This window comes from Microbacterium sp. zg-Y625 (assembly GCF_030246925.1).
GTDB lineage: Bacteria > Actinomycetota > Actinomycetes > Actinomycetales > Microbacteriaceae > Microbacterium > Microbacterium jiangjiandongii.
In genome coordinates, this window is sequence record NZ_CP126740.1 from 3,029,754 (window position 1) to 3,051,058 (window position 21,305).

19 protein-coding genes are annotated in these 21,305 nt (G+C 71.2%); 6 read left to right on the forward strand and 13 right to left on the reverse strand.

The genetic code is table 11. The annotated features are described in order from the left end of the window. Positions 1 to 6: 6 nt before the first annotated feature. The 7 genes from QNO14_RS14130 to QNO14_RS14160 all read right to left on the reverse strand — a co-directional run bounded on the left by QNO14_RS14130 (position 7) and on the right by QNO14_RS14160 (position 8,494). On the reverse strand, positions 7 to 1,092 hold the full coding sequence (locus QNO14_RS14130; RefSeq protein WP_257506487.1) for a Gfo/Idh/MocA family protein: 1,086 nt from the start codon (positions 1,090 to 1,092) through the stop codon (positions 7 to 9). Continuing rightward, complete coding sequence (locus QNO14_RS14135; RefSeq protein WP_257494421.1) at positions 1,065 to 1,772, reverse strand: ThuA domain-containing protein; 708 nt, start codon at positions 1,770 to 1,772, stop codon at positions 1,065 to 1,067. The genes QNO14_RS14130 and QNO14_RS14135 overlap by 28 nt, the downstream gene beginning before the upstream one ends. Beyond that, positions 1,769 to 2,962, reverse strand: a complete 1,194-nt coding sequence (locus tag QNO14_RS14140; protein WP_257506486.1) for a Gfo/Idh/MocA family protein — start codon at positions 2,960 to 2,962, stop codon at positions 1,769 to 1,771. The genes QNO14_RS14135 and QNO14_RS14140 overlap by 4 nt, the downstream gene beginning before the upstream one ends. After that, positions 2,962 to 5,214 (reverse strand): beta-xylosidase/alpha-l-arabinosidase, encoded by a 2,253-nt coding sequence (locus QNO14_RS14145; RefSeq protein ID WP_257506550.1) that lies wholly within the window; start codon positions 5,212 to 5,214, stop codon positions 2,962 to 2,964. Before QNO14_RS14145 ends, QNO14_RS14140 begins: the two co-directional genes overlap by 1 nt. A 70-nt stretch (positions 5,215 to 5,284) precedes the next feature. Beyond that, positions 5,285 to 6,178, reverse strand: coding sequence for a carbohydrate ABC transporter permease (locus QNO14_RS14150; protein WP_374113983.1), 894 nt, complete (start codon positions 6,176 to 6,178; stop codon positions 5,285 to 5,287). Next, positions 6,175 to 7,191, reverse strand: coding sequence for a carbohydrate ABC transporter permease (locus tag QNO14_RS14155; RefSeq protein WP_257506485.1), 1,017 nt, complete (start codon positions 7,189 to 7,191; stop codon positions 6,175 to 6,177). Before QNO14_RS14155 ends, QNO14_RS14150 begins: the two co-directional genes overlap by 4 nt. A 10-nt stretch (positions 7,192 to 7,201) precedes the next feature. Further along, complete coding sequence (locus QNO14_RS14160) at positions 7,202 to 8,494, reverse strand: ABC transporter substrate-binding protein (protein WP_257506484.1); 1,293 nt, start codon at positions 8,492 to 8,494, stop codon at positions 7,202 to 7,204. A 125-nt stretch (positions 8,495 to 8,619) separates the two neighbouring features. Between QNO14_RS14160 and QNO14_RS14165 the strand changes: the two genes are divergently transcribed. The 3 genes from QNO14_RS14165 (at position 8,620) to purU (ending at position 12,111) form a co-directional block, all read left to right on the forward strand. Next, positions 8,620 to 9,630, forward strand: a complete 1,011-nt coding sequence (locus QNO14_RS14165) for a LacI family DNA-binding transcriptional regulator (RefSeq protein WP_257494426.1) — start codon at positions 8,620 to 8,622, stop codon at positions 9,628 to 9,630. Between the two features lie 182 nt (positions 9,631 to 9,812). After that, complete coding sequence (locus QNO14_RS14170; protein WP_257494427.1) at positions 9,813 to 11,006, forward strand: cobalamin-independent methionine synthase II family protein; 1,194 nt, start codon at positions 9,813 to 9,815, stop codon at positions 11,004 to 11,006. A 226-nt stretch (positions 11,007 to 11,232) separates the two neighbouring features. Further along, positions 11,233 to 12,111, forward strand: coding sequence for a formyltetrahydrofolate deformylase (gene purU, locus QNO14_RS14175; RefSeq protein WP_257494428.1), 879 nt, complete (start codon positions 11,233 to 11,235; stop codon positions 12,109 to 12,111). A 33-nt stretch (positions 12,112 to 12,144) separates the two neighbouring features. On the opposite strand, the gene QNO14_RS14180 is transcribed toward purU, so the two are convergent. From QNO14_RS14180 to QNO14_RS14195, 4 genes are all read right to left on the reverse strand, one after another. After that, complete coding sequence (locus QNO14_RS14180) at positions 12,145 to 12,552, reverse strand: VOC family protein (protein ID WP_257506483.1); 408 nt, start codon at positions 12,550 to 12,552, stop codon at positions 12,145 to 12,147. A gap of 154 nt (positions 12,553 to 12,706) precedes the next feature. Beyond that, positions 12,707 to 13,093, reverse strand: coding sequence for an MmcQ/YjbR family DNA-binding protein (locus QNO14_RS14185; protein ID WP_257506482.1), 387 nt, complete (start codon positions 13,091 to 13,093; stop codon positions 12,707 to 12,709). A gap of 51 nt (positions 13,094 to 13,144) precedes the next feature. Further along, positions 13,145 to 14,059, reverse strand: a complete 915-nt coding sequence (locus QNO14_RS14190) for a serine hydrolase (protein WP_257494431.1) — start codon at positions 14,057 to 14,059, stop codon at positions 13,145 to 13,147. A gap of 68 nt (positions 14,060 to 14,127) precedes the next feature. Beyond that, on the reverse strand, positions 14,128 to 16,092 hold the full coding sequence (locus QNO14_RS14195; RefSeq protein ID WP_257494432.1) for a M13 family metallopeptidase: 1,965 nt from the start codon (positions 16,090 to 16,092) through the stop codon (positions 14,128 to 14,130). A gap of 73 nt (positions 16,093 to 16,165) precedes the next feature. Here QNO14_RS14195 and QNO14_RS14200 point away from each other — a divergent pair, with 73 nt between their 5' ends. Beyond that, positions 16,166 to 17,488 (forward strand): MATE family efflux transporter, encoded by a 1,323-nt coding sequence (locus QNO14_RS14200; RefSeq protein WP_257494433.1) that lies wholly within the window; start codon positions 16,166 to 16,168, stop codon positions 17,486 to 17,488. Positions 17,489 to 17,491: 3 nt separating this feature from the next. Here QNO14_RS14200 and QNO14_RS14205 read toward each other — a convergent pair whose 3' ends face one another. Continuing rightward, positions 17,492 to 18,178 carry a TrmH family RNA methyltransferase gene (locus QNO14_RS14205; protein WP_257494434.1) on the reverse strand — a complete coding sequence of 229 codons (687 nt, stop codon included), beginning with the start codon at positions 18,176 to 18,178 and terminating at the stop codon, positions 17,492 to 17,494. A 143-nt stretch (positions 18,179 to 18,321) separates the two neighbouring features. On the opposite strand from QNO14_RS14205, the gene QNO14_RS14210 reads away from it, so the two are divergent. Both QNO14_RS14210 and QNO14_RS14215 read left to right on the forward strand, forming a co-directional pair. Further along, complete coding sequence (locus QNO14_RS14210; RefSeq protein ID WP_257506481.1) at positions 18,322 to 19,617, forward strand: Nramp family divalent metal transporter; 1,296 nt, start codon at positions 18,322 to 18,324, stop codon at positions 19,615 to 19,617. Positions 19,618 to 19,640: 23 nt separating this feature from the next. Continuing rightward, positions 19,641 to 20,285, forward strand: a complete 645-nt coding sequence (locus QNO14_RS14215) for a metal-dependent transcriptional regulator (RefSeq protein ID WP_257494436.1) — start codon at positions 19,641 to 19,643, stop codon at positions 20,283 to 20,285. A gap of 6 nt (positions 20,286 to 20,291) precedes the next feature. Here the strand turns inward: QNO14_RS14215 and QNO14_RS14220 are convergent, their stop codons facing one another. Next, the gene (locus QNO14_RS14220) at positions 20,292 to 21,269 is read right to left on the reverse strand and encodes an SDR family NAD(P)-dependent oxidoreductase (protein WP_257506480.1); all 978 of its coding nucleotides are present in this window, start codon (positions 21,267 to 21,269) and stop codon (positions 20,292 to 20,294) included. Positions 21,270 to 21,305: the final 36 nt, after the last annotated feature.

Consider the following 21,305-nt stretch of genomic DNA (forward strand, 5'->3'; position numbering starts at 1 on the left):
TCGACCTCAGCGGCGCCATTCCTCCTGCGGAGTGAGCGGAACCGGCGACGGCCGACGCGCCGTCGTGGTGAGCGCCACGCGCTCCCCGCTGTGGGCGGAGTCGATGAGGGCCGTCATGATCTCCAGCACATGCAGGGCAAGCTCTCCGCTCGCGCGCCCCTCGCCGTCGCGCACATGATCGATGACGCCGATGCCGCGCCCGGCGTCGACGTAGCCGCCGGCATCGGGCAGGGTGGTCCACTCGCCCTCGCCGCGGCGGCGCAGCCGCACCTCGCCCGCGAACGTGTTCGGATCGGGGACGCTGAGCGACCCCTCCTCGCCGTGCACCTCGATCGGCGCCGCGGTCGACCCCACGGCGTCGAAGCTGAAGGTCACCGTCGACAGCGCGCCGCCCCCATGCTCGAGCACCCCGGTGACGTGCGTGTCGATCTCGACCGGGATGATCTCGCCGGCGCGGGGACCCGAGCCGATCCGTCGCGTGTCGCGGGTGCGTGACGATGCGCCGCTGACGCGGACGACCGGGCCCAGCAGGTGCACCAGCGATGTGAGGTAGTACGGCCCCATGTCGAACAGCGGTCCCCCGCCGTCGCGGTAGTAGAAGTCGGGGTGCGGATGCCACGACTCGTGGCCGCCCGAGACCCAGGTCGCCACCGCCGAGACGGGGCGGCCGATGTCGCCTGCCTCGACCGCGGCGCGGGCGGTCTGGATGCCGGTGCCGAGCACGGTGTCGGGTGCGCCGCCGACCCAGCGATCGCCGGCGGCATCCATCATCGCCTTGGCCTGGGTGAGCGTGGCCGCGAGCGGCTTCTCGCCGTAGACGTCCTTGCCGTGGGCGAGCGCGGCGAGCGCGATGTCGGCGTGCGCTGCGGGGATGGTGAGGTTGATGACGGTGTCGACGGCGGGGTCTGCCAGCAGTTCGTCGACGGTGAGCGCCCGGCATCCGGGGACCTCGGCGGCCACCGCCGCGGCGCGGTCGGCGTCGAGGTCTGCCGCGGCGACGATGCGCACGCTCTCGAGCCCGGCAAGGGTCTCGAGGTACTGCCGGGAGATGACGCCGAGCCCGATTATGCCGATTCCGCGCGGCTGGCCCACAGCATGCCCCTCTCGATGATGGTGCGGACGTTGTCGTCCTGCAGCACGTCCAGGCTGTGCCCGGGCGTGGCCACGAAGATGCGCCCCTTGCCCCAGAGCCGCGTCCATACGGCCGGGGACGTGATGGGTCGGTGCCAGGGGTGGTACGGCTGCACCGGGTGGGTCGTCGTCGCCAGAACGTCGATCAGGTCGTCGTGCAGCACCCAGTACTGCTCGGTGTTCAGCGAGAAGTCGTCGAGCCCCGCCATGATCTCGTGGCCGCGGCCCAGGTCGGTGAGCTCGACGGTGTAGGGCAGGTAGTTGTCGGACTGGTCGCCCGAGCACTGGTCGGGGTGCTTGGAGGGGTGGGTGGCGAACTGCCCGCCGATGAGCTGCAGGTAGTCGGAGTTGTTGCGGTACGAGTCGGCGATGCCGCCGTGCCAGCCGGCAAGGCCCGTGCCGCGCTCCACAGCCGCCTTCAGACCGGTGAACGCCTCGCGGGAGATCTCGGACATGGTCACGGACTGCAAGATGAGGTCGATGGATGCCATGACCTCGTCATCGGCGTAGATCTCGTTGGAGTCCTCGACGCGCACGTCGAAGCCGCTCTGCTCGAGGAAGGGGAGGAAGAGGTCGGTCGCCTCGACCGGGTGGTGCCCCTCCCACCCGCCCCGGACGACGAGTGCCTTGCGTGCGGTCACGGGTTCTCTCCTTCGACGGTGACATACAGACTGTCCTGCGCGGCGCTGCGCTCCACCGCGGCGAGCACCCGCTGCACGCGGGCCGCGTCGGCGAAGCTGGGAGAGACCGGAGGGCCCCCGGCGATCGCCCGCACGAGGTCGACGATCTGGTGGGTGAACAGGTGCTCGTACCCGAGCCCGTGTCCGGCCGGCCACCAGGCGTCGGCGTAGGGATGCTCGGGCTCGTTCGCCTGGATGCGGCGGAACCCCTGCTCGCCCACGGGGTCGGAGGCATCGTAGAAGTCGAGCTCGTTCATCGCGCGGAAGTCGAACGCGATCGAGCCGCGGTCGCCGTTGATCTCGATGCGATTGGAGTTGCGGTGCCCGGTCGCCAGGCGCGTCGCCTCGAACACCCCCATCGCGCCGCCGGCGAACCGGGCCGTGAATGCCGCGGCGTCATCGACGGTGACGGCCTGCCGGGGAGCGTCCGCCTGGGCGCGTCCGCCGAGCCCCACCTGCTGGTCGAGCACCGGGCGGGTCTCGACGAAGGTGCGCATCATGGCCGAGACGCCCACGATGGCGTCGCCGGTCAGCCACTGTGCGGTGTCGATGCTGTGGGCGCCGATGTCCCCGAGGGTGCCGGAGCCGGCACGGTCCTTGTCGAGCCGCCACGTGAAGGGGGCATCGGGGTCGCTCAGCCAGTCCTGCAGGTACTGGGCGCGCACGTGGCGCACCTGCCCGATGCGGCCGTCCTCGATCAGCCGGCGCGCGAGCGCGAGCGCGGGGGTGCGGCGGTAGCTGAACCCGCACATGCTGACAACGCCCTCGGCGCCGGCGCGCTCGGCGGCGGCGACCATGAGGTCGGCCTCGGCGACGTCGTTGGCCAGCGGCTTCTCGCAGAGCACATGCTTGCCGGCCGCCAGCGCCGCCAGCGCGATCTCGGCGTGGGTGTCACCGGGCGTGCAGATGTCCACCACGTCGATGTCGTCGCGCTCGATGGCCTGACGCCAGTCGCCCGTCGACTCCGCGAAGCCGAAGGTGTCGGCCGCCGCCGCGGTGCGCTCCGGGTCGCGTCCGACCAGCAGGGTCAGCTCCGGCGTGACGGGCAGGTCGAAGAAGCGGTGGGCGGTGCGCCAGGCGTGCGCGTGCATGCGCCCCATGAAGCCCGTTCCGATGAGGGCGACGCGCAGAGGCCGGTCGGCCCCGACCATCAGACCGCCTCTGCGATCGCCGGCCGGGACTCGGCCACCTGCACATCGACGCTCACGCGGCCGGCCTCCTGCACGGCGACTTCGCGCACCGCGCCGGTGAACGTCATGGTCGCCGTCGCCTCCTGCGTCTCGCAGTCGCGTCCGACCCACAGCCGGATCTCGCCCGGCTCGACGATGCGGCGCATGTCACGGCCGGTGAACGCGAGCTGCGCTGCGGGCACGCGGAAGGTGACCAGCGCTTCTTCCCCGGGCTGCAGCGCGACGCGCCGGTAGGCCAGCAGCTGCGCCACCGGACGGGTGACGCTGGCGTACACGTCGCGCCCGTACAGCTGCACGACGTCGACACCGGCACGGTCGCCGGTGTTGCGCACGCGCACCGTGGCGACGATGTCGCCGTCGGTGGGGACCTCGGCATCGACCGACAGACCCTCGTGGGCGAACGTCGTGTAGGTGAGCCCGAAGCCGAACGGCCGCAGCGGCGTGCTGTCTGCGCTCGTGATGTCGTTGGGTCCGCCGAGGATGGGGTGCAGGTAGCTGTACGGCTGCGCACCGCCGCCACGCGGCAGCGAGATCGGCAGGCGGCCCGACGGGGCCACCCGTCCCGACACGATGCCGGCGAGCGCCCGGGCGCCCTCCTCACCGGGGAAGAACGCCTGCACGACGGCCGAGACCGAGCCGTCCAGCGCCCAGTCGAGCACGTACGGCCGCCCCGTGAGCAGCACCATCACCACCGGGGTGCCGGTGGCGACGACGGCTTCGACCAGCTCCCGCTGCACTCCCGGCAGGTCGAGGCTCTCGACGTCGTTGCCCTCGCCCACGGTGCCGCGGCCGAAGAGCCCGGCACGATCGCCGACCACGACGATGGCGACATCGGCACCGGATGCCGAGGCGACGGCATCCGCGAACCCGGACCGGTCGTCGCCCTCGACGTCGCTGCCGACGGCGAAGGTGATCTCCGCGGCACCGAACTCGCGGGCCAGCATCTCGCGCACGGTCGGGGCCTCGAAGCCCACGGGGGTGCCGGGGTGATGGGCGAGCACGTGGTTGACGAAGGAGTAGCAGCCGAACAGCGCCCGCGAATCGTCGGCGTTCGGGCCGATCACCGCGATGCGACCGGGGGCCGCCAGCGGCAGCACGCCGTCGTTGGCCAGCAGCACGACCGACTGCTCGGCGAGTTGCAGCGCCACCTCGCGGTGCGCGGGCGAGTCGAGGTCGACCGTTGTCGGCGGGGCGTCGAACGTCGCGTCGAGGAGCCCCAGCTCCTCCTTCTGCGCGAGCACGCGCAGCACGGAGCGGTCGACCAGCGCCTCGTCGAACAGGCCCGCGCGCACCCGCTCGGCCAGCGGCTCGAGGTACGCGTCGCCCGTGGGCAGCTCGACGTCGATGCCCGCTTCGAGAGCGAGGGCCGCCGCCTCGCCGCGGTCGGCGGCGATGGCGTGCATGGTGTGCAGGAACGCGACGGCGAAGTAGTCCGACACCACGACGCCGTCGAATCCCCATTCGCCGCGCAGCAGGTCGGTGAGCAGCCGCGGGTCCGCCGCCACCGGCATCCCGTCGATCTCGGCGTACGAGTTCATCACCGAGCGCACCCCGCCCTCGCGCACGGCCATCTCGAACGGCGGCAGGAACACGTCGCGCAGCTCACGCTCGCCCACGTGCACCGGGGCGTGGTTGCGCCCGGCCTGCGACGCGGAGTACCCCACGAAGTGCTTGAGCGTCGCGTGCACGCCGGCATCCTGCATGCCGCGGATGTACGCGGTGCCGATGGTGCCGACCACGAACGGATCCTCTGCGATGCACTCGTCCACGCGCCCCCAGCGCGGATCGCGGATGACATCGAGCACGGGCGCCAGCGTCTGGTGGATGCCGAGCTCGCGCATCGAGTCGCCGATGAGGCGGCCCATGCGCTCGACGATCTCCGGGTCGAAGGCCGCACCCCACGCGAGCGGAGTCGGGAAGGTCGCCGCCTTCCACGCAGCGAGCCCGGTGAGGCTCTCTTCGTGCACGATGGCCGGGATCCCCAGCCGGGTCTCCTGCTGCAGGCGACGCTGCTCGGCCCACAGCCACTGCGCCCGCTCGATCGGGTCGACCGGCCGCGTGCCGTAGACCCGGGTCAGGTGACCGAGGCCGTGGCGGGCCGCCTCGTCGTAGCGCGTGCTGGTGGCCATCTCGCCGGCCATCGGCGCGACGACCTCGTCGCCCTGGTCGACCCAGTAGCCGACGAGCTGAGCGAGCTTCTCCTCGAGGGTCATGCTCTCGAGCAGGGCGCGCACGCGCGCCGAAACGGGGGTGTCCACGGGGGTACTCCTAATTTGGGGAACGTCAGCCCTTGACGGCGCCGGTCAGACCGCCGACGATGCGGCGCTCGAACAGGCTGAAGAAGACGAGGGCGGGGATCATCGACAGCGACGTGAACGCGAGCACGCGAGCCGTATCCACGGAGTACTGCGACGAGAACGCCTGCACGCCGAGGGGCAGAGTGTAGGTCGCCTCGTTGTTGAGGATGAACAGCGGCAGCAGATAGCTGTTCCAGCTGCCGATGAACGCGAGGATGCCGGTGGTGATGACACCCGGCAGGGCGAGCGGGATCACCATGCGCCAGAAGAACCCGATGCGGCTGGCGCCGTCGATGAAGGCGGCCTCTTCGATCTCGTCCGGGATGGCCTTGAGGAACGGCACCAGGATGATGATCGTCGTCGGCAGGGCGAAGGCGATCTGCGGCAGGATGATGCCCGGCAGCGAGTTCATGAGGCCCAGATCGCGCACCACGATGTACAGCGGGGTGATGGCGACGGTGATGGGGAACATCAGGCCGGCGGCGAACATGGCGTACAGGGCTCCGCGTCCGCGGAAGCGGTAGCGCGCGAGCACGTAGCTGGCCATGAGGCCGAGGATGACCGCGCCCGCCGTGGTCGACAGGGCCGCGATGGCCGAGTTGAGCACCTGGCGCCAGAACATCGACCCGCTGAGCACGTCGAGGTAGTTCCCGAAGTTCCAGGGGCTCGGCAGTCCCGACGGGTCGGCGGTGATCTGCGCGTTGGTGCGGAACCCGCCGAGGATGATGTACGCCACCGGCACGAGGATGACGGCGATGACCACGAGGGCGATGAAGTAGACCACCGGGCTGCCCCAGGGGAGCTTCTCCTTCGGCTGGCGCCCCATCTTGAGCAGCGGCTCGTCGGGCGGGGTGGTGGTGATGAGTGCTGTCGCGGTCATCGACGCTTACCTCCCGTGAGGGCGCCTGCGGTGTCGCGGCGCAGGACGAAGCGCTGGTAGATCAGCGCGACGACCAGTGAGATGAGGAACAGGACGACCGCCACGGCGCTGCCGTAGCCGTAGTTCCCGGAGTTGCGGCCCTCGGAGACCATGTAGGTCGCCATCGTGGACGTGCCTGCGGTCGAGGCGACGTACTGGCCCCAGATGATGTAGACGAGGTCGAACAGCTGCAGCGAGCCGATGATCGACAGGAACGCCCAGATGCGCAGCGTCGGCCCCAGCAGCGGCACGGTGATGCGCCACTGCGTCTGCCAGAACGAGGCGCCGTCGATCGCGGCCGCCTCGGACAGCTCCTCGGGGATGCCCTGGAGCCCGGCGAGGAAGAGGATGACCGCGAAGCCGAAGTACTTCCAGGTGATGATCGCCATCAGGGTCCAGATGGCGATGTCGGGGTTGGCGAGCCAGTCCTGCTCGAGCCCGCCGAGACCGACGTTCTCGAGGAAGCCGTTGAGCGCGCCGCGCTGCTGCAGCATGAGGCTCCAGCCGACTCCGACGACGACCTCGGCGATGACGTAGGGGACGAAGATCAGCACGCGGATGATCGACTGACCGCGCATGCGGCGGTTCAGCAGCAGCGCGACCAGCAGCGCCGCCGGCCCCTGCAGCACGAGCGACATCACCACGATGAACGCGTTGTGGCTGAGGGCCGCGTGGAAGGCGGGGTCCTGCAGGATCAGCAGGTAGTTGTTGAACCCCACGAAGTCGGTGGGCGGGCCGTAGCCCTGCCACCGGAAGAAGCCGTAGTAGGCGGCGGCGACGACGGGGAAGATGACGAAGCCGAGGAAGACCAGCAGAGCCGGCCCCACGAGGATCGCGACCTCCAGACGCCCGGCCCAGCCGAGCCCCTTGCGCCGCCGCCGCACGGGCGGGGGCGACACCTGGGTGTCGCCCCCGCCGCGCCGCGCGAGCTCGGCGGATGCACTCTCCGTCGACGAGTTCTCGCGAACAGACATCTGCTGCTTCCTAGCCCTTTGCTGCGGCCGCGTTGACCGCATCGACGAGCTGCTCGGGACCGCTGTTGCCGGCCAGCATGTCCACGACCGCCACGTTCAGCGCGTTGCCGACGTTCAGGCCGTAGATGGTGTCGAGCCACTGCGAGACGAACGGGGCCTCGTTGTAGGCCTCGATGATCTGGATCAGGTAGGGCTCGGTGACGGCCTCCTGGGCCACGGTGTTCACCGGCGGGGCGTCGAAGGCGTCGTAGTACGCCTCCTGCACCTCGGCAGTGGCCAGGTAGTTCAGGAAGTCGACACAGGCGTCGGGCGCATCCACGTAGCAGGAGTAGCCGTCGATGCCACCGAGGATCGCGCCGGGCTCGCCTTCACCGCCGGGCACCTCCGGGAAGGGGAACCAGGACAGGTCGGACAGCGGCTTCTCGTCCGGGGTGAGTCCGGCGATCACGCCCGGGTTCCAGGCGCCCATGAGCTCCATGCCCGCGAGGCGGTTGGCGATGAGGCCCGCCGACGAACCGGCGCCCTGCTGGGCCTCGGTCGTGAGGAAGCCCTGGTTGAAGGGCTCGGTCTCGGCGAAGTCGGCGAGGTTCTGTGCGGCATCCAGCCAGCACTCGTCGCTGAAGTCCATCTCCTCGGCCGCGGTGGCCATGGTGTCGGGGCTGCAGGCGCGCAGGGCGAAGAAGTAGTACCAGTGCGCTGCGGGCCACGCGTTCTTGCCGCCGAGCGCGATGGGCTCCACACCGCTGGCCTTGAGGGCCTCGGTCGCGGCGACCATCTCGTCGATCGTGGCGGGTGCCTCGGTGATGCCGGCCGCGTCGAAGACCTGCTGGCTGTAGAACATGCCGCCGGGAAGCACAGCGACGGGCATGCCGTAGAGCTTGTCGTCGACGCGCAGGTTGTCCAGGGTGGTGTCCGGGATCTCCTCGACGGCCGTGTCGGAGATCGCGTCCGTGATGTCCTTGATCTGGCCGGCCGCGACCATGGCCGCGAGCTTGCCGCCGCCGCGCTGCAGGAACAGGTCCGGCGCGTCACCCGAGTTCAGCGCGGTCTGCAGCTTGCCGTCGAGCTCTTCGTTCTGCACGACCTGCACCTTGATGGTGACGCCGGGGTTCTCCTCCGAGAAGGCGGCGGCGGTCTGGTCCCAGAACTCCTTGCCGGGACCGGTGGTCGAGTTGTGCCAGAGCGTCATCTCGACGTCGCCGTCTTCGCCGGCACCTCCGCCACCGCCGCCGGAACAGCCGGCCAGCGCGAGCACACCGGCTGTGACAGCTGCTGCGGCTGCGAGCGTCCTCTTCGCAATCATGTGATTCTCCTCTTTGAGTGGGCGCAACCCGCATCATCATGATCCGGGTTGGAGGCAAGTCTCGCCGCACCTCGAAACCCTGTCAAACGTTTTCGAAATCCTTTTTCATGCGTAGTATCAGGGCGATGTCCCGTCGAGCCACGATCCACGACGTCGCCGCTGCCGCCGGCGTCTCGGTGTCGACCGTGTCCAAAGCCGTCAACGGCAGGTACGGAGTCGCCGAAGACACCGTCGCGCGCGTGCTCGACGTGGTCGAGCGACTGGGCTACGAGTCGTCGCTCGTGGCCAGCAGCATGCGGTCGCACCGAACCGGGGTGATCGGCGTGCTGGTGGCCGACTTCGAGCCGTTCAGCGCCGAGGTGCTCAAGGGCGTCGGGTCGGCGCTGCGCGACTCGCGCTACGACCTGCTCGCGTACAGCGGCTCGCGCCAGGGCGGCAGCGCCGGCTGGGAGCGACGTTCGCTCAGCCGGCTGAGCGGAACGCTCATCGACGGGGCGATCATGGTGACGCCCACCGTCATCGGCGTCACCAGCGAGGTCCCGATCGTGGCCGTCGACCCGCACAGCGGCCGCGCCGACCTGCCGACGGTCGAGTCGGACAGCTACGGCGGGGCGCTGCACGCGATGCAGTACCTCGTGCAGCTCGGCCACCGGCGCATCGGGTTCATTGCGGGTCGACCCGACCTGCGCTCATCCGAAGCGCGCGACGCCGGCTACCGGGCGGGGCTGCGCGAGGCCGGCATCCCTGCCGATCCGTCGCTCGTGCGCGTCGGGCTCTACCAGCCCGAAACCGTGCGCGACCAGGCCCGCGCCATGCTGCAACAGCGGCAGCGCCCCACGGCGGTGTTCGCCGCCAACGACCTCTCGGCCCTCGCGGTGATCGAGGTCGCCGGCGAGCTGGGGCTGCGCGTTCCGCAGGACCTGTCGGTGGTCGGCTTCGACGACGTGCCCGAAGCGTCTCGCGTGCACCCCGCGCTCACCACCGTCGCCCAGCCCATGCGTCGCCTCGGGGCGGTCGCGGCCGAGTTCGTCGCCGCCCTCCTGGCGGGTGAGACGCGCGAAGAGCTGCATGTGACGCTGCCGACGCGCCTCGTCGTGCGGGGCACGACGGCTCCTCCGTCCGACCCCCTCCGCTGATCGACGGCCGTCCGCGTCACAGCCCGTCACACTCCGGCGGCGTCGCGGGCGTCGTCCTAGAGTGAGGGCGGCTCGAGAACCGGAAGCCTCCGCCTTGAGCAGCGCCGCCCATCGCGGGGTCTGCAAGAGCCGTGCCGCCGCCGTGACCATCCCGGCATCCCGACATCAGGAGGAGCACACCCATGTCCGCGATCCGCACCACCACCGCAGGCAGCCTGCCCCGCACGCAGGCTCTCATCGACGCCAACGCCGCGCGCACGTTCGCCGACGACGGCTTCACGCTGCAGACCACGCCCGAGTTCGAGGAGCTGACGGCGCAGGCCGTCGCCGACGTGGTCGAACGGCAGCGCCAGGCCGGCATCACGCTCGTCGGAGACGGTGAGTTCGGAAAGGCGATGTCCAACGCTGTCGACTACGGGGCGTGGTGGTCGTACTCGTTCCAGCGCGCCGGCGGCCTGTCGCTGACCGACGTCAACGCGTTCAACGAGCCGCCGGTGCGCTCGGAGCCCGGGAACATCCGGCTGACGTCCTTCCTCGACCGCCGCGACCGGCAGCTGTTCCCCGCGGTGTACGCCGAGGCCGTCGAGGTCGGGCGCAACGCCACCGGCTTCCCCACGACGACCGGCCCCATCACGTACCGCGGCCAGGACGCCGTGGCATCCGACATCCGCCACCTGAAGGCGTCGCTGCGCGACGGCGAGCAGGGCTTCCTCACCGCGATCGCCCCGGGCTCGGCGGCGCGGGTGCGCAACGACTACTACGCCACCGAGGAGGAGCACATCTGGGCGTGGGCCGAGGCCCTCCGCGAGGAGTACCGGGCGATTGTGGATGCCGGCCTCATCCTGCAGCTGGACGACCCCTCGCTCGCGGAGAACTTCGACCAGATCAACCCCGAGCCCTCGATCGCCGACTACCAGGCGTTCACGAAGATCCGCATCGACGCGATCAACCACGCGATCGCGGGGCTCCCGAAGGAGCAGGTGCGTCTGCACCTGTGCTGGGGATCCTGGCACGGGCCGCACACGACAGACATCGAGCTGCGGCACATCCTCCCCGTGGTGCTCGGGGCGAATGTCGGGTCAGTGTCGTTCGAGGCCGGCAACGTCCGCCACGAGCACGAGTACACCGTGTGGGGCGAGGTCGCCGTGCCGGACGACCTGGTGCTCGTGCCCGGCGTCGTCAGCCACGCGACGAACGTCGTGGAGCACCCGGACCTCGTCGCCCAGCGCATCGGCCGGTTCGCCGACATCGTGGGCGCCGACCGCGTCATCGCCTCGACCGACTGCGGTCTGGGCGGGCGCATCCACCCCGACATCGCATGGGCCAAGCTGGCGTCGCTCGGCGAGGGCGCGCGCCGGGCATCCGCCGGGGCCTGATCCGGGCTGCTCGCCTGGCTGCCGGAGCGCGCGGATGCCGGTGCGCGCGGATGCCGGTGCGCGCCGCATCCCCACCCCGCCCCCGCACGCTCACCTGTCGCAGATTGTCGCTGCGGGCACTCCCAGGCGACATTTTGCGACAGGCGAGCATGTCCGATGACCCGCACCGCCCCGGGTGGGATGCCGCCTGCACGCGGCATCCACCCGGACACGGCAGAATCGAAGGATGACCGTGCACGCCCCGAACCTGCCGCCCGCCCACGCATGCCTCATCGTGCACGGCAAGGACCAGCCGGGCATCGTCGCCGCGGTGTCGGCCATGATCACGCGCATCGGCGGCAACATCGTCGCGTTCGATCAGTACTCCGACAACCCCGAGGGCGGCGCGTACTTCCAGCGCGTCGTCTTCCACCGCCCCGGGTTCGCCGCTGACCGACCGGTGATCGAGGACGAGGTCGCCCGCACCCTCGCGGACTTCGAGCTGGAATGGTCGTTGACCGACCAGTCGGTGCCCAAGCGCATGGCGATCCTGTCGTCGAAGCAGGACCACTGCCTGCTCGACCTGCTGTGGCGCCACCGGCGCGGCGACCTGCCTGTCACCATCCCGATGGTCGTGTCCAACCACACGACCTCCGCCGAGGACGTGCGCTCGTTCGGCGTGCCGTTCTTCCACGTGCCGTCCACCCCGGGTCCCGACAAGTCGGAGTCCGAGGCGAAGATCCTCGAACTGCTCAAGGGCAACGTCGACTTCGTCGTGCTGGCGCGGTACATGCAGATCCTGTCGGCGGACTTCCTCGATGCGCTCGGGGTGCCGGTGATCAACATCCACCACTCCTTCCTCCCCGCCTTCATCGGCGCGGAGCCCTACAAGAAGGCCAAGGAGCGCGGCGTCAAGCTCATCGGCGCCACGAGCCACTACGTCACGACCGACCTCGACGAGGGCCCGATCATCGAGCAGGACACGATCCGGGTGACCCACGCCGACACGACCGCCGAACTCGCCCGTCGGGGCGCCGACGTCGAGCGCCAGGTGCTCTCACGCGCGGTGCTGTGGCACGCGCAGGACCGCGTGATCCGCCACGGCAACCACACGATCGTCTTCTGACGCGAGCGGCGTGCGCGGGCCCCGCCGGTCCGGCTACTGCGTCTGCTGCGGCGGGTTGTGCATGAACTCGATGCGGATGCCGTCGGCGTTCTCCACGAACGATGCGTAGTACCGGTCGCTGAAGCGCGGGTAGGTCTTCGGCTCGCGCACGACCGACCATCCGGCATCCACCGCCACCTGGTGCATGCGGTCGACCTCGGCGCGCGAGTCGACGGCGAAGGCCAGGTGCTGCCACCCGACGCGACCGTGCCGGTGCGGGCCCGACCCGGGCTCCCGGGCGGGCATGAGGATGAACTCGGTCTCGCCCTCGGCGTACCAGGCCGCCCCGTTGCCGTCGCCGGTCTCACGGGCGAGCCCCAGCGCCGTCAGCACGGGGTCGAACTCGGCGACAGCGCGGTCGAGGTCGGCGACGGCGACGCTGAGGTGGTCGAAGAGCGGCATCCCCGCATTCTGGCGCATGGAGTGGAGCGGCGTGGTGAGACACCACGGCCGGGACGAGACACCACGCGACGCGAGGTGTCTCGCCGGGCGTGTGGTTTCTCGGCGGATGTCGCGGCACCGCGGCACCGCGGCACCGCGACCCGCGACCTTGCCGCTAGTCCAGCTGCCGCACCAGGCGGGCGGGCGCGGTCACCCGGAACGAGGCGTCGATGAGCTCGCTGACCTCGTCCCAGCCCGCATCGGCGAGGTCGATCCCGAGCCACCCGGAGGCGCCCAGATACGCAGGCACGAAGAAACGGGCATCCTGGCGCAGTGCCGGGGCGTCATCGGGGTCAGGCCGCACCAGGATCGCCGCGTCGTGACGCACATGGTCCCCCTCGCCGCGGCGCTCACCCCCGCCGAAGTAGCAGAAGGTCCGCACCGTGAAGAAGTTCGGGCGGCCGTGACTGATCCGCTCCTGCGCTCCCGGGTAGGCCAAGCACACCGCCCGCAGCCGCTCCAACTGCGGATCGTCGGGATCGAACATCAGGGGATGCTCCATGCCTACATCCTGCCGCGCCGCCCGGCGCGGGGGAACCTCGTCGGCGCCGACTCAGTACACGTACTCCATCAGCTCGACGCCCAGCGTGCGGAAGGCCTCGTGCACGCGCAGCCGGTGCGCGATCGACAGGTCGTCGAACGCGACGAGCAGGGCGTATGCCACGCCGGCGCGGGGGCCCGCGAGCACGCCCGCCTCGGACCGGATCCCATCGCCCCGACCGGTCTTGTTGACGAACAGCAGCCCGTGGGCGTCGTCCTCGTGCGCGAAGGGGTCGAGTCCCGTGGCGGATGCCACGAGGGTCAGATCCACGTTGAGGCTCAGCCACTCCGACACCTGCGCGCTCACGCCGGGCGAGACGGCCTGGGCGTTGACGAGGGAGGCGAAGAGGCCTGCCAGCTCCCGCGCCGTGCCGAGCGCCACCTGCGGCGCGTCATCGGGACCGCGCTCGTTGCGGAATCCGTCCATGAGCGCGGTGTGCTCCAGCCCCAGCGACTCCAGCCGTGCCCGCACCGCCGGCAGGCCGACCCGTTCGAGCAGCGCGTTCGCGGCGAGCGCGTCGCCGGTCGCCGCGGCGAGCACGGCGAGGTCGGCCAGGGGCAGCGCCGGCGCCTTCAGGTGCTGCCACACCCCTGCCACCCCCACCGCCGGAAGCTGCTGGCGGTCGACGATCTCGAGCGGGTCCAGCCTGCCGTCCTCGAACGCTGCGGCCGTCTCGACCAGCAGCGGGACCACGCCCAGACCGGCGATCGGCAGGGTGCGGTGGTCGTCACCCGACAGCAGCGCCTCGCCGCTGTCGAGGTCGGCCACGCGCACCGACACCCGCGCTCCGGACGCGGCGAGCTCGTCCAGCGCCCGCCAGGTCGCGGGGAACGACCGGCGATCGGCGGCCGGACGGCGCGGCCGCCGGTGCGCACCCCGAAGGTGCGGCTGCTGCTGGCTGCTGCGCTGCGGGTCGGGGGTACCCACGCGGATCCTTCCGGAAGAGAGGTGATGCGCTCACGCCGACGGTCACGCCGGCGTGAGCGCGGGGACGGTCACCAGATGGTCACGCGCTCCTCGGGCGCCAGCCACAGCCGGTCGCCCTCGGTGACGTCGAAGGCGTCGTAGAACGCGTCGATGTTGCGCACGATCTGGTTGCAGCGGAACTCGTTGGGCGAGTGCGGGTCGATCGTCAGCAGACGGATCGTCTCGGCATCCCTCCCCTTCTGCTGCCAGATCTGCGCCCAGCTCAGCAGCAGGCGCTGGATGCCGGTGTACCCGTCGATCTCGGGTGACTCGGCGCCCTCCAGTGACAGCTCGTAGGCCCGCAGCGCGATGCCGAGACCGCCGAGGTCGCCGATGTTCTCGCCGATCGTGAGCGCACCGTTGACGTGGTGCTCGGCCGAAAGGCCCTGCGGCACCAGCTGGTCGTACTGGGCGATGAGGTTCTTCGTGCGCTCCTCGAACGCGGTGCGGTCGGCGTCGGTCCACCAGTCGCGCAGCGACCCGTCGCCGTCGAAGCGGCTGCCCTGGTCGTCGAAGCCGTGGCCGATCTCGTGACCGATCACCGCGCCGATGCCGCCGTAGTTGGCCGCGGCATCCCGCTCCGCGTCGAAGAAGGGGTACTGCAGGATCGCCGCCGGGAACACGATCTCGTTCATCAGCGGGTTGTAGTACGCGTTGACCGTCTGCGGCGTCATGAACCACTCGTCGCGGTCGATCGGCTGGCCGACGCGGGAGATCTGACGGTCGTGCTCCCACACGTGCGCACGGCGGACGTTGCCGAGCAGGTCGGTCGCATCGATCTCGAGCGTGCCATAGTCCTTCCACTTCACGGGGTAGCCGATCTTCGGCGTGAAGGCGTCGAGCTTGGCGAGGGCCCGCTCGCGCGTCTCGGGGCTCATCCACTCCAGGCCCGAGATCGACTGCCGGTAGGCCTCGACCAGGTTGGCGACCAGCTCGTCCATGGCCACCTTCGCCTGCGGCGGGAAGTGGCGTTCGACGTACACCTTGCCGACCGCTTCGCCGAGAGCCGCCTCGACCAGGCCCACGCCGCGCTTCCAGCGCTCGCGGTTCACCGGCACGCCGGTGAGCTGCGTGCCGTAGAACGAGAAGTTCTCCTCGACGAACTCGTCCGAGAGGAAGGGCGCCGCGCTGTGGACGATCTGCAGTCGCAGCCACGCCTTCCAGTCCTCCAGGCGGTCCTCGCTCAGCAGCGCGCCGAGGCCCTCGAGGTAGGAGGGCTGGTTGACGTTGAGCTCGGCGAACGCCTCGCTGCGCCCCGGCGCGAGCGCGTCGAGCCACGGCTCCAGGTCGACGCCGACCAGCGCCTGCACATCGGCCCAGCTCATGAGGTTGTAGGTGGCGACGGCATCGCGGCTGCGCACCTTGTCCCAGTGGTGCGAAGCGAGCTCGGTCTCGAGCGCCACGACGCGATCGGCCTGGTGTGCGGCATCCGCCACGCCGGCGAGCTCCAGGACCCGGTGGATGTGCGCGCGGTGGGCGGCGCGGGTCTCGGCGAAGTTCTCGAGCCGGTAGTAGCTCTCGTCGGGCAGCGACAGCCCGCTCTGCAGCACGAACGGCACGTACCGCACCGGGCTGCCGGGGTCGGGCTCGACGTAGATCCCCAGGAATCCGCCGACGCCGTCACGCTCGAGGCGTCCGACCGTCGCCAGCAGCTCGGGGATCGACGAGATGGCGTCGACCTGCTGCAGCTGCGGGCGCAGCGGCTCGGCGCCGAGGGCCGAGATGCGCTCGGTGTCCATGAAGCTCGTGTACAGGTCGCCGACCTTGCGGGTCTCGCTGCCGGGCTCGGCCCGCTGCGCCTCCTCGATGATCGCGCGGACGTCCTTCTCCGCCTGCTCGGCGATGAGATGGAACGAGCCCCAGCGCGCCTTGTCGTCGGGGATCGCGGTGCGCTCCAGCCACGCGCCGTTCACATGGCGGAAGAGGTCGTCCTGGGGGCGGATCTCGGGGCTCAGTTCGTCGAGCGCGAGACCGGAACGGAGGGCATCGGTCATGCTCCCAGGATAGGTGCCGTCACCGACGTCGGCCGAGGCGGATGCCGCCCTCCCGCGGCCCTAGGCTCGTCGGGTGACTTCGCGCGATCCACTCAACCGCGACATCCTGCGCCTGGCCGTGCCGGCGCTCGGCGCCCTCATCGCCGAACCGATGTTCCTGATCGTGGATGCCGCGCTCGTCGGGCACCTCGGCATCGTCCCCCTGGCTGGCCTCGGCATCGCCGGCGCGGTGCTGCAGACGATCGTGGGGCTGATGGTGTTCCTCGCGTACGCCACCACCCCGGCCGTCGCCCGCCGGTTCGGTGCGGGCGAGATGGCCTCGGCGGTCCGCGCGGGCATCGACGGCCTGTGGCTGGCGCTGGGCCTCGGGGCGATGCTCGCCCTCGCCGGGTCGCTGGCGACGCCGACCATCGTCGGACTGTTCGGCGCGACGCCGGAGGTGTCCGAGCAGGCGGAGATCTACCTCGGCATCTCGATGTGGGGCCTGCCGGCCATGCTCATCGTCTTCGCCGCCACCGGGCTGCTGCGCGGCATGCAGGACACCGTCACCCCGCTGTGGATCGCGGGACTCGGGTTCGCGGCGAACGCGCTGCTGAACTGGCTGTTCATCTACGGGTTGGGTTGGGGCATCGCGGGTTCCGCTGCCGGCACGGTCGTGGCCCAGTGGGGCATGGTGGGCGCGTACGCGCTGGTGGTGCGGCGGTTGGCCCGCCGCCATGCGGCATCCGTCCTGCCCCAGCGCGAAGGCGTGCGCGGTTCGGCGCGCTCGGGCGCATGGCTGTTCCTGCGCACCGTGTCGCTGCGGGCGGCGCTGCTGGCGACCGTCGGGGTGGCGACGATGCTCGGCACCGACGAGCTCGCCGGCTGGCAGATCGCGTTCACCATCTTCTCCACCGCCGCGTTCGCCCTCGACGCGCTCGCGATCGCCGCGCAGGCCCTGATCGGCAAGCACCTCGGCGCCGGCGACGAGCGCGGCGTGCGACGGGTGCTGCAACGCACGCTCGCCTGGGGCGCCTGCTTCGGCGTGCTGGTGGGCGCCCTCGTCGCAGCGGCGTCGGGGGTCATCGGGCTGGTCTTCACCGGGGAAGCCGAGGTGGCGGCGCTCGTGCAGCCGGCCCTGCTGGTGCTGGCCGTGGCGCAGCCGATCTGCGGCATCGTCTTCGTGCTCGACGGGGTGCTGATGGGAGCGGGAGACGTGCGCTACCTCGCCATCGCGGGCGGCCTCAACCTGGTGCCCTTCGTCCCGGCGCTGGTGCTCGTGGCTGTGCTGCACCCCGTCGGCGCGGGGGGACTTGCGTGGCTGGCGGCGAGCTTCTTCGGCGTCTACATGCTCGCCCGGCTCGCCACCCTCACGTGGCGCGTGCGCCGCCCCGAGTGGGTCACCGCGGGCGCCTGACCCTCACGCCCAGCGGCGGCACCACTCATACATCACGACAGCGGCGGCGGCGCTGGCGTTGATCGAGCGGGTGGAGCCGTACTGGGCGATCTCGACGGTCGAGGCGGCGGCCGCGAGCGCCTCGGGCGACAGCCCCGGACCCTCCTGACCGAAGAGCAGCACGCACCGCGCGGGCAGTTCGGCGCGGTCCACGGGCACCGATCCCGGCACGTTGTCGACCGCCACGATCGGCAGGCCCGCCTCTGCCGCCCACGCGGCGAACGCCGCGACGTCCTCGTGATGGCGCACGTGCTGGTAGCGGTCGGTCACCATGGCGCCACGGCGGTTCCACCGGCGCTTACCCACGATGTGCACCTCGGCCGCAGCGAACGCGTTGGCGCTGCGAACGATGGAGCCGATGTTCATGTCGTGCTGCCAGTTCTCGATCGCGACGTGGAACGGATGCCGCTTCGCGTCGAGGTCGGCGACGATCGCGGCCATCGTCCAGTACCGGTAGTGGTCGACGACGTTGCGCCGGTCGCCGTGCGCCAGCAGTTCGGGGTCGTATCGCGGGTCGTCGGGCCAGGCGTCCGGACCGCCGGGCCACGGCCCCACCCCGTAGGGCAGCGTGGGCTCGGCATCGGCCTCAGGTGCGGCTCGGGTTCCCGCCTCGGGCTCGGCGGCTCGATCGGATTCCGCGGGATCGGTCATCGAACCAGGCTAGCCACCGCCGCGCAGTCGGAATTCCGCCCCACCGCGCCGCAGGCCCGGCCCCCCGCCCGTTCGCGCACAGCAGGAATTCCGCCCGCACCGACCTCTTTTCGGCGCGCCGAAACCTCTGCTAACTTTTCGGCATGCCGAAATCTGCCGCGCTCGACGCGCCGCCGACAGCGCCTCGCCGGGCCGCCGACTCCCGCCGCCTCACCTGGCTGATGGGCCCGGCGATCGTCGCGGGTGTCGCGTACCTCGATCCGGGCAACGTCGCCAGCAACATGACGGCGGGAGCCCGCTACGGCTATCTGCTGGTGTGGGTCGTGGTCGTGGGCAACGTCATGGCGTGGCTCATCCAGTACCTCTCGGCCAAGCTCGGCGTCGTCACCGGCGAGAGCCTGCCGGAGGTGCTCGGCCGGCGCATACGCACCCGCTGGGGCCGGCGCGCCTACTGGGTGCAGGCCGAGCTCGTCGCGATGGCCACCGACATCGCCGAGGTCATCGGGGGTGCCGTCGCGCTGCACCTGCTGTTCGGCATTCCGCTGGTGTGGGGCGGGGCGATCACCGGCGTCGTCTCGCTGGCGCTGCTGCTGCTGCAGGCTCGCCGCGGCCCCCGCATCTTCGAGTTCGTCATCGCAGGCCTGGTGGTGATCATCGCCGTCGGCTTCGTCTTCGGGGTCTTCGTCGCGCCGCCGGATCCCGCCGGGATCGTCGGTGGACTGCTGCCCCGTTTCGAGGGAACCGATTCGGTGCTGCTGGCCGCGTCGATCCTCGGTGCGACGATCATGCCGCACGCGATCTACGCCCACTCCGCCCTCAGCCGCGACCGGTTCGCCCCCGCCACCGAGGGCGCGGCCGAGACCCTCGAAGCCCGCCGCGGCATCTCGATCCCGCGGCTGCTGCGCGCCACCCGGTGGGACGTCACCATCGCCATGGCCGTCGCGGGCACCGTGAACCTCTGCATCCTGCTGCTGGCGGCCGCCGCCCTTTCGGGCGCGCCGGGGACGGACAGCCTCGAGGGCGCGTACGCAGCGCTGCGTGACGGCATCGGGCCGGTGGTGGCCACCCTGTTCGCCGTCGGCCTGCTGGCCAGCGGCCTGGCGAGCACCGCCGTCGGCGCCTACGCCGGAGCCGAGATCATGCACGGCCTGCTGCGGGTGCGCATCCCCCTGCTCCTCCGGCGCCTGGTGACCCTCATTCCGGCGCTGGTCGTCCTCGCCCTCGGCGTCGACCCGACGCTCGCCCTCATCCTCAGCCAGGTCGTCCTCTCCTTCGGCATCCCGTTCGCCCTCGTGCCGCTGGTGGCACTGACCGCCCGCCGCGACGTGCTGGGCGCCTACCGCAACCGGCCGTGGACGACCGTCGCGGGCGTGGCGTCGTCGGTGTTCCTCATCGCGCTGAACGCCCTGCTGCTGTGGCTCGTCCTCACGGGGTCATGACCGGGCCCCGGTAGCCTGGATCGGTGCCCGCGTCCCGTCCCGTCGCCGACGATTACCTGAAGACGATCTACCACCACACCGAGTGGCAGGGCGATCCGGTGACGCCGTCGCGACTGGCATCCGAGCTGGGGCTGGCTCCCTCGAGCGTCACCGAGATGGTGCAGAAGCTCGCCGCGCAGGGCCTGGTCACCCACCGCCCGTACGGCCCCGTGCAGCTCACCGACGAGGGGATGCGCCGGGCGGCCGCCGTCATCCGCCGACACCGCCTGGTCGAGACGTGGCTCGTGCGCGAGTTCGGCTACGCCTGGGACGAGGTGCACGACGAGGCGGAAGTGCTCGAGCACACCATCAGCGACCGGCTGCTGGAGGGCATCGCCGCCCGCCTCGGCCACCCCCGGTTCGATCCGCACGGCGATGCCATTCCGGATGCCGACGGCACGGTGCACCGCGAGCCCTTCGTGCTGCTCGCGCGCGCCGACGCGGGGCACACCGGCCGCGTGCTGCGGGTGAGCGACCGGGACCCGGCGTTGCTGCGCGCGTGCGAGGAGGCCGGCCTCGACGTGGGGCACACGCTCACCGTGGTCGGCGACGGCACCGTCTCGATCGACGGAGCCCCCGCGATCGCGCTGCCCGCCGGTGCGGCGGAGGCGATCTGGGTCACCGCCTGACCCGCGTCAGCCGCGCACCCGCCGCCGGGTCCGCGCTGCCTGCTCGAGCGGCCACGCCACGCGGGTGGCCTCTTCGCAGAACTCCCACAGGCGCGCCGCCCGCTCGGGGTCGCGCGTGATCTTCGACGAGGTCGCCGTGCGGGGCGCGCCGCGGGCGACGAGCCCGGGACCCCAGAACGACCCGTTCTCGGCGGCGGGGTCGACGAGCGCCCGCACGAGCGGCCAGGCACCCCGCTCCTTGGACTGCGCGACCGCCGCCTGCAGGTTCGCGGTGAACCGTTTGCCGCGGCTGGGCTCGTTGACCCCCTGGATGCCACGGGTGCGGCCGCTCGTGGAGTATCCGGGGTGGGCGACGACGCTCTCCACCGCCACACCCGCGGCGGCCAGCCGACGCGCGGCTTCGAAGCCCACGGCGGCGGTCATGACCTTCGACTGCACGTAGGCCCGCCAGCCGGTGTAGCCCTTCTCGAGCTCGGGGTCCTCGGGGTCGTACGACCACAGCGACGTCGCCATGCTCCCGACCCACACCATGCGTCCGCCGGCCGCCGCCAGTGATGTCAGCAGCTCACCGGCCAGGGCGAAGTGACCCAGCACGTTGGTGGCGAGCACCACCTCGTGACCGTCGGCGGTCAGTTCACGGGTCTTGGGCGGATGCACGATGCCGGCGTTCAGCAGCAGCCCGTCCAAGCCCCGCCGCCCGCGTGCGGTGGCGGCGGCAGCGCGCACCGAGCCGAGGTTGCTGGTGTCCAGCAGCAGAGTCTCCACGGTGCCGGGGCCGGCATCCCCCAGCTGTCGCATGAGCGCGCCGCGGGCGGCGGCGAGCCGGTTGGGATTGCGCCCGGTCATGACGACGTGGGCTCCCGCGGTCGCCAGCTGGAGCGCGGCGAAGAACCCCAGCCCTTTGTTGGAGCCGGTGATCAGGTAGCGGCGGCCCCCGAGGTCGGGAAGGCGCTCGGGGTCCCAGTCATCGTCGCGTCGCGGCACCCTTCCGACATTAGAGCCACCCGCGCCGTTAGGCTG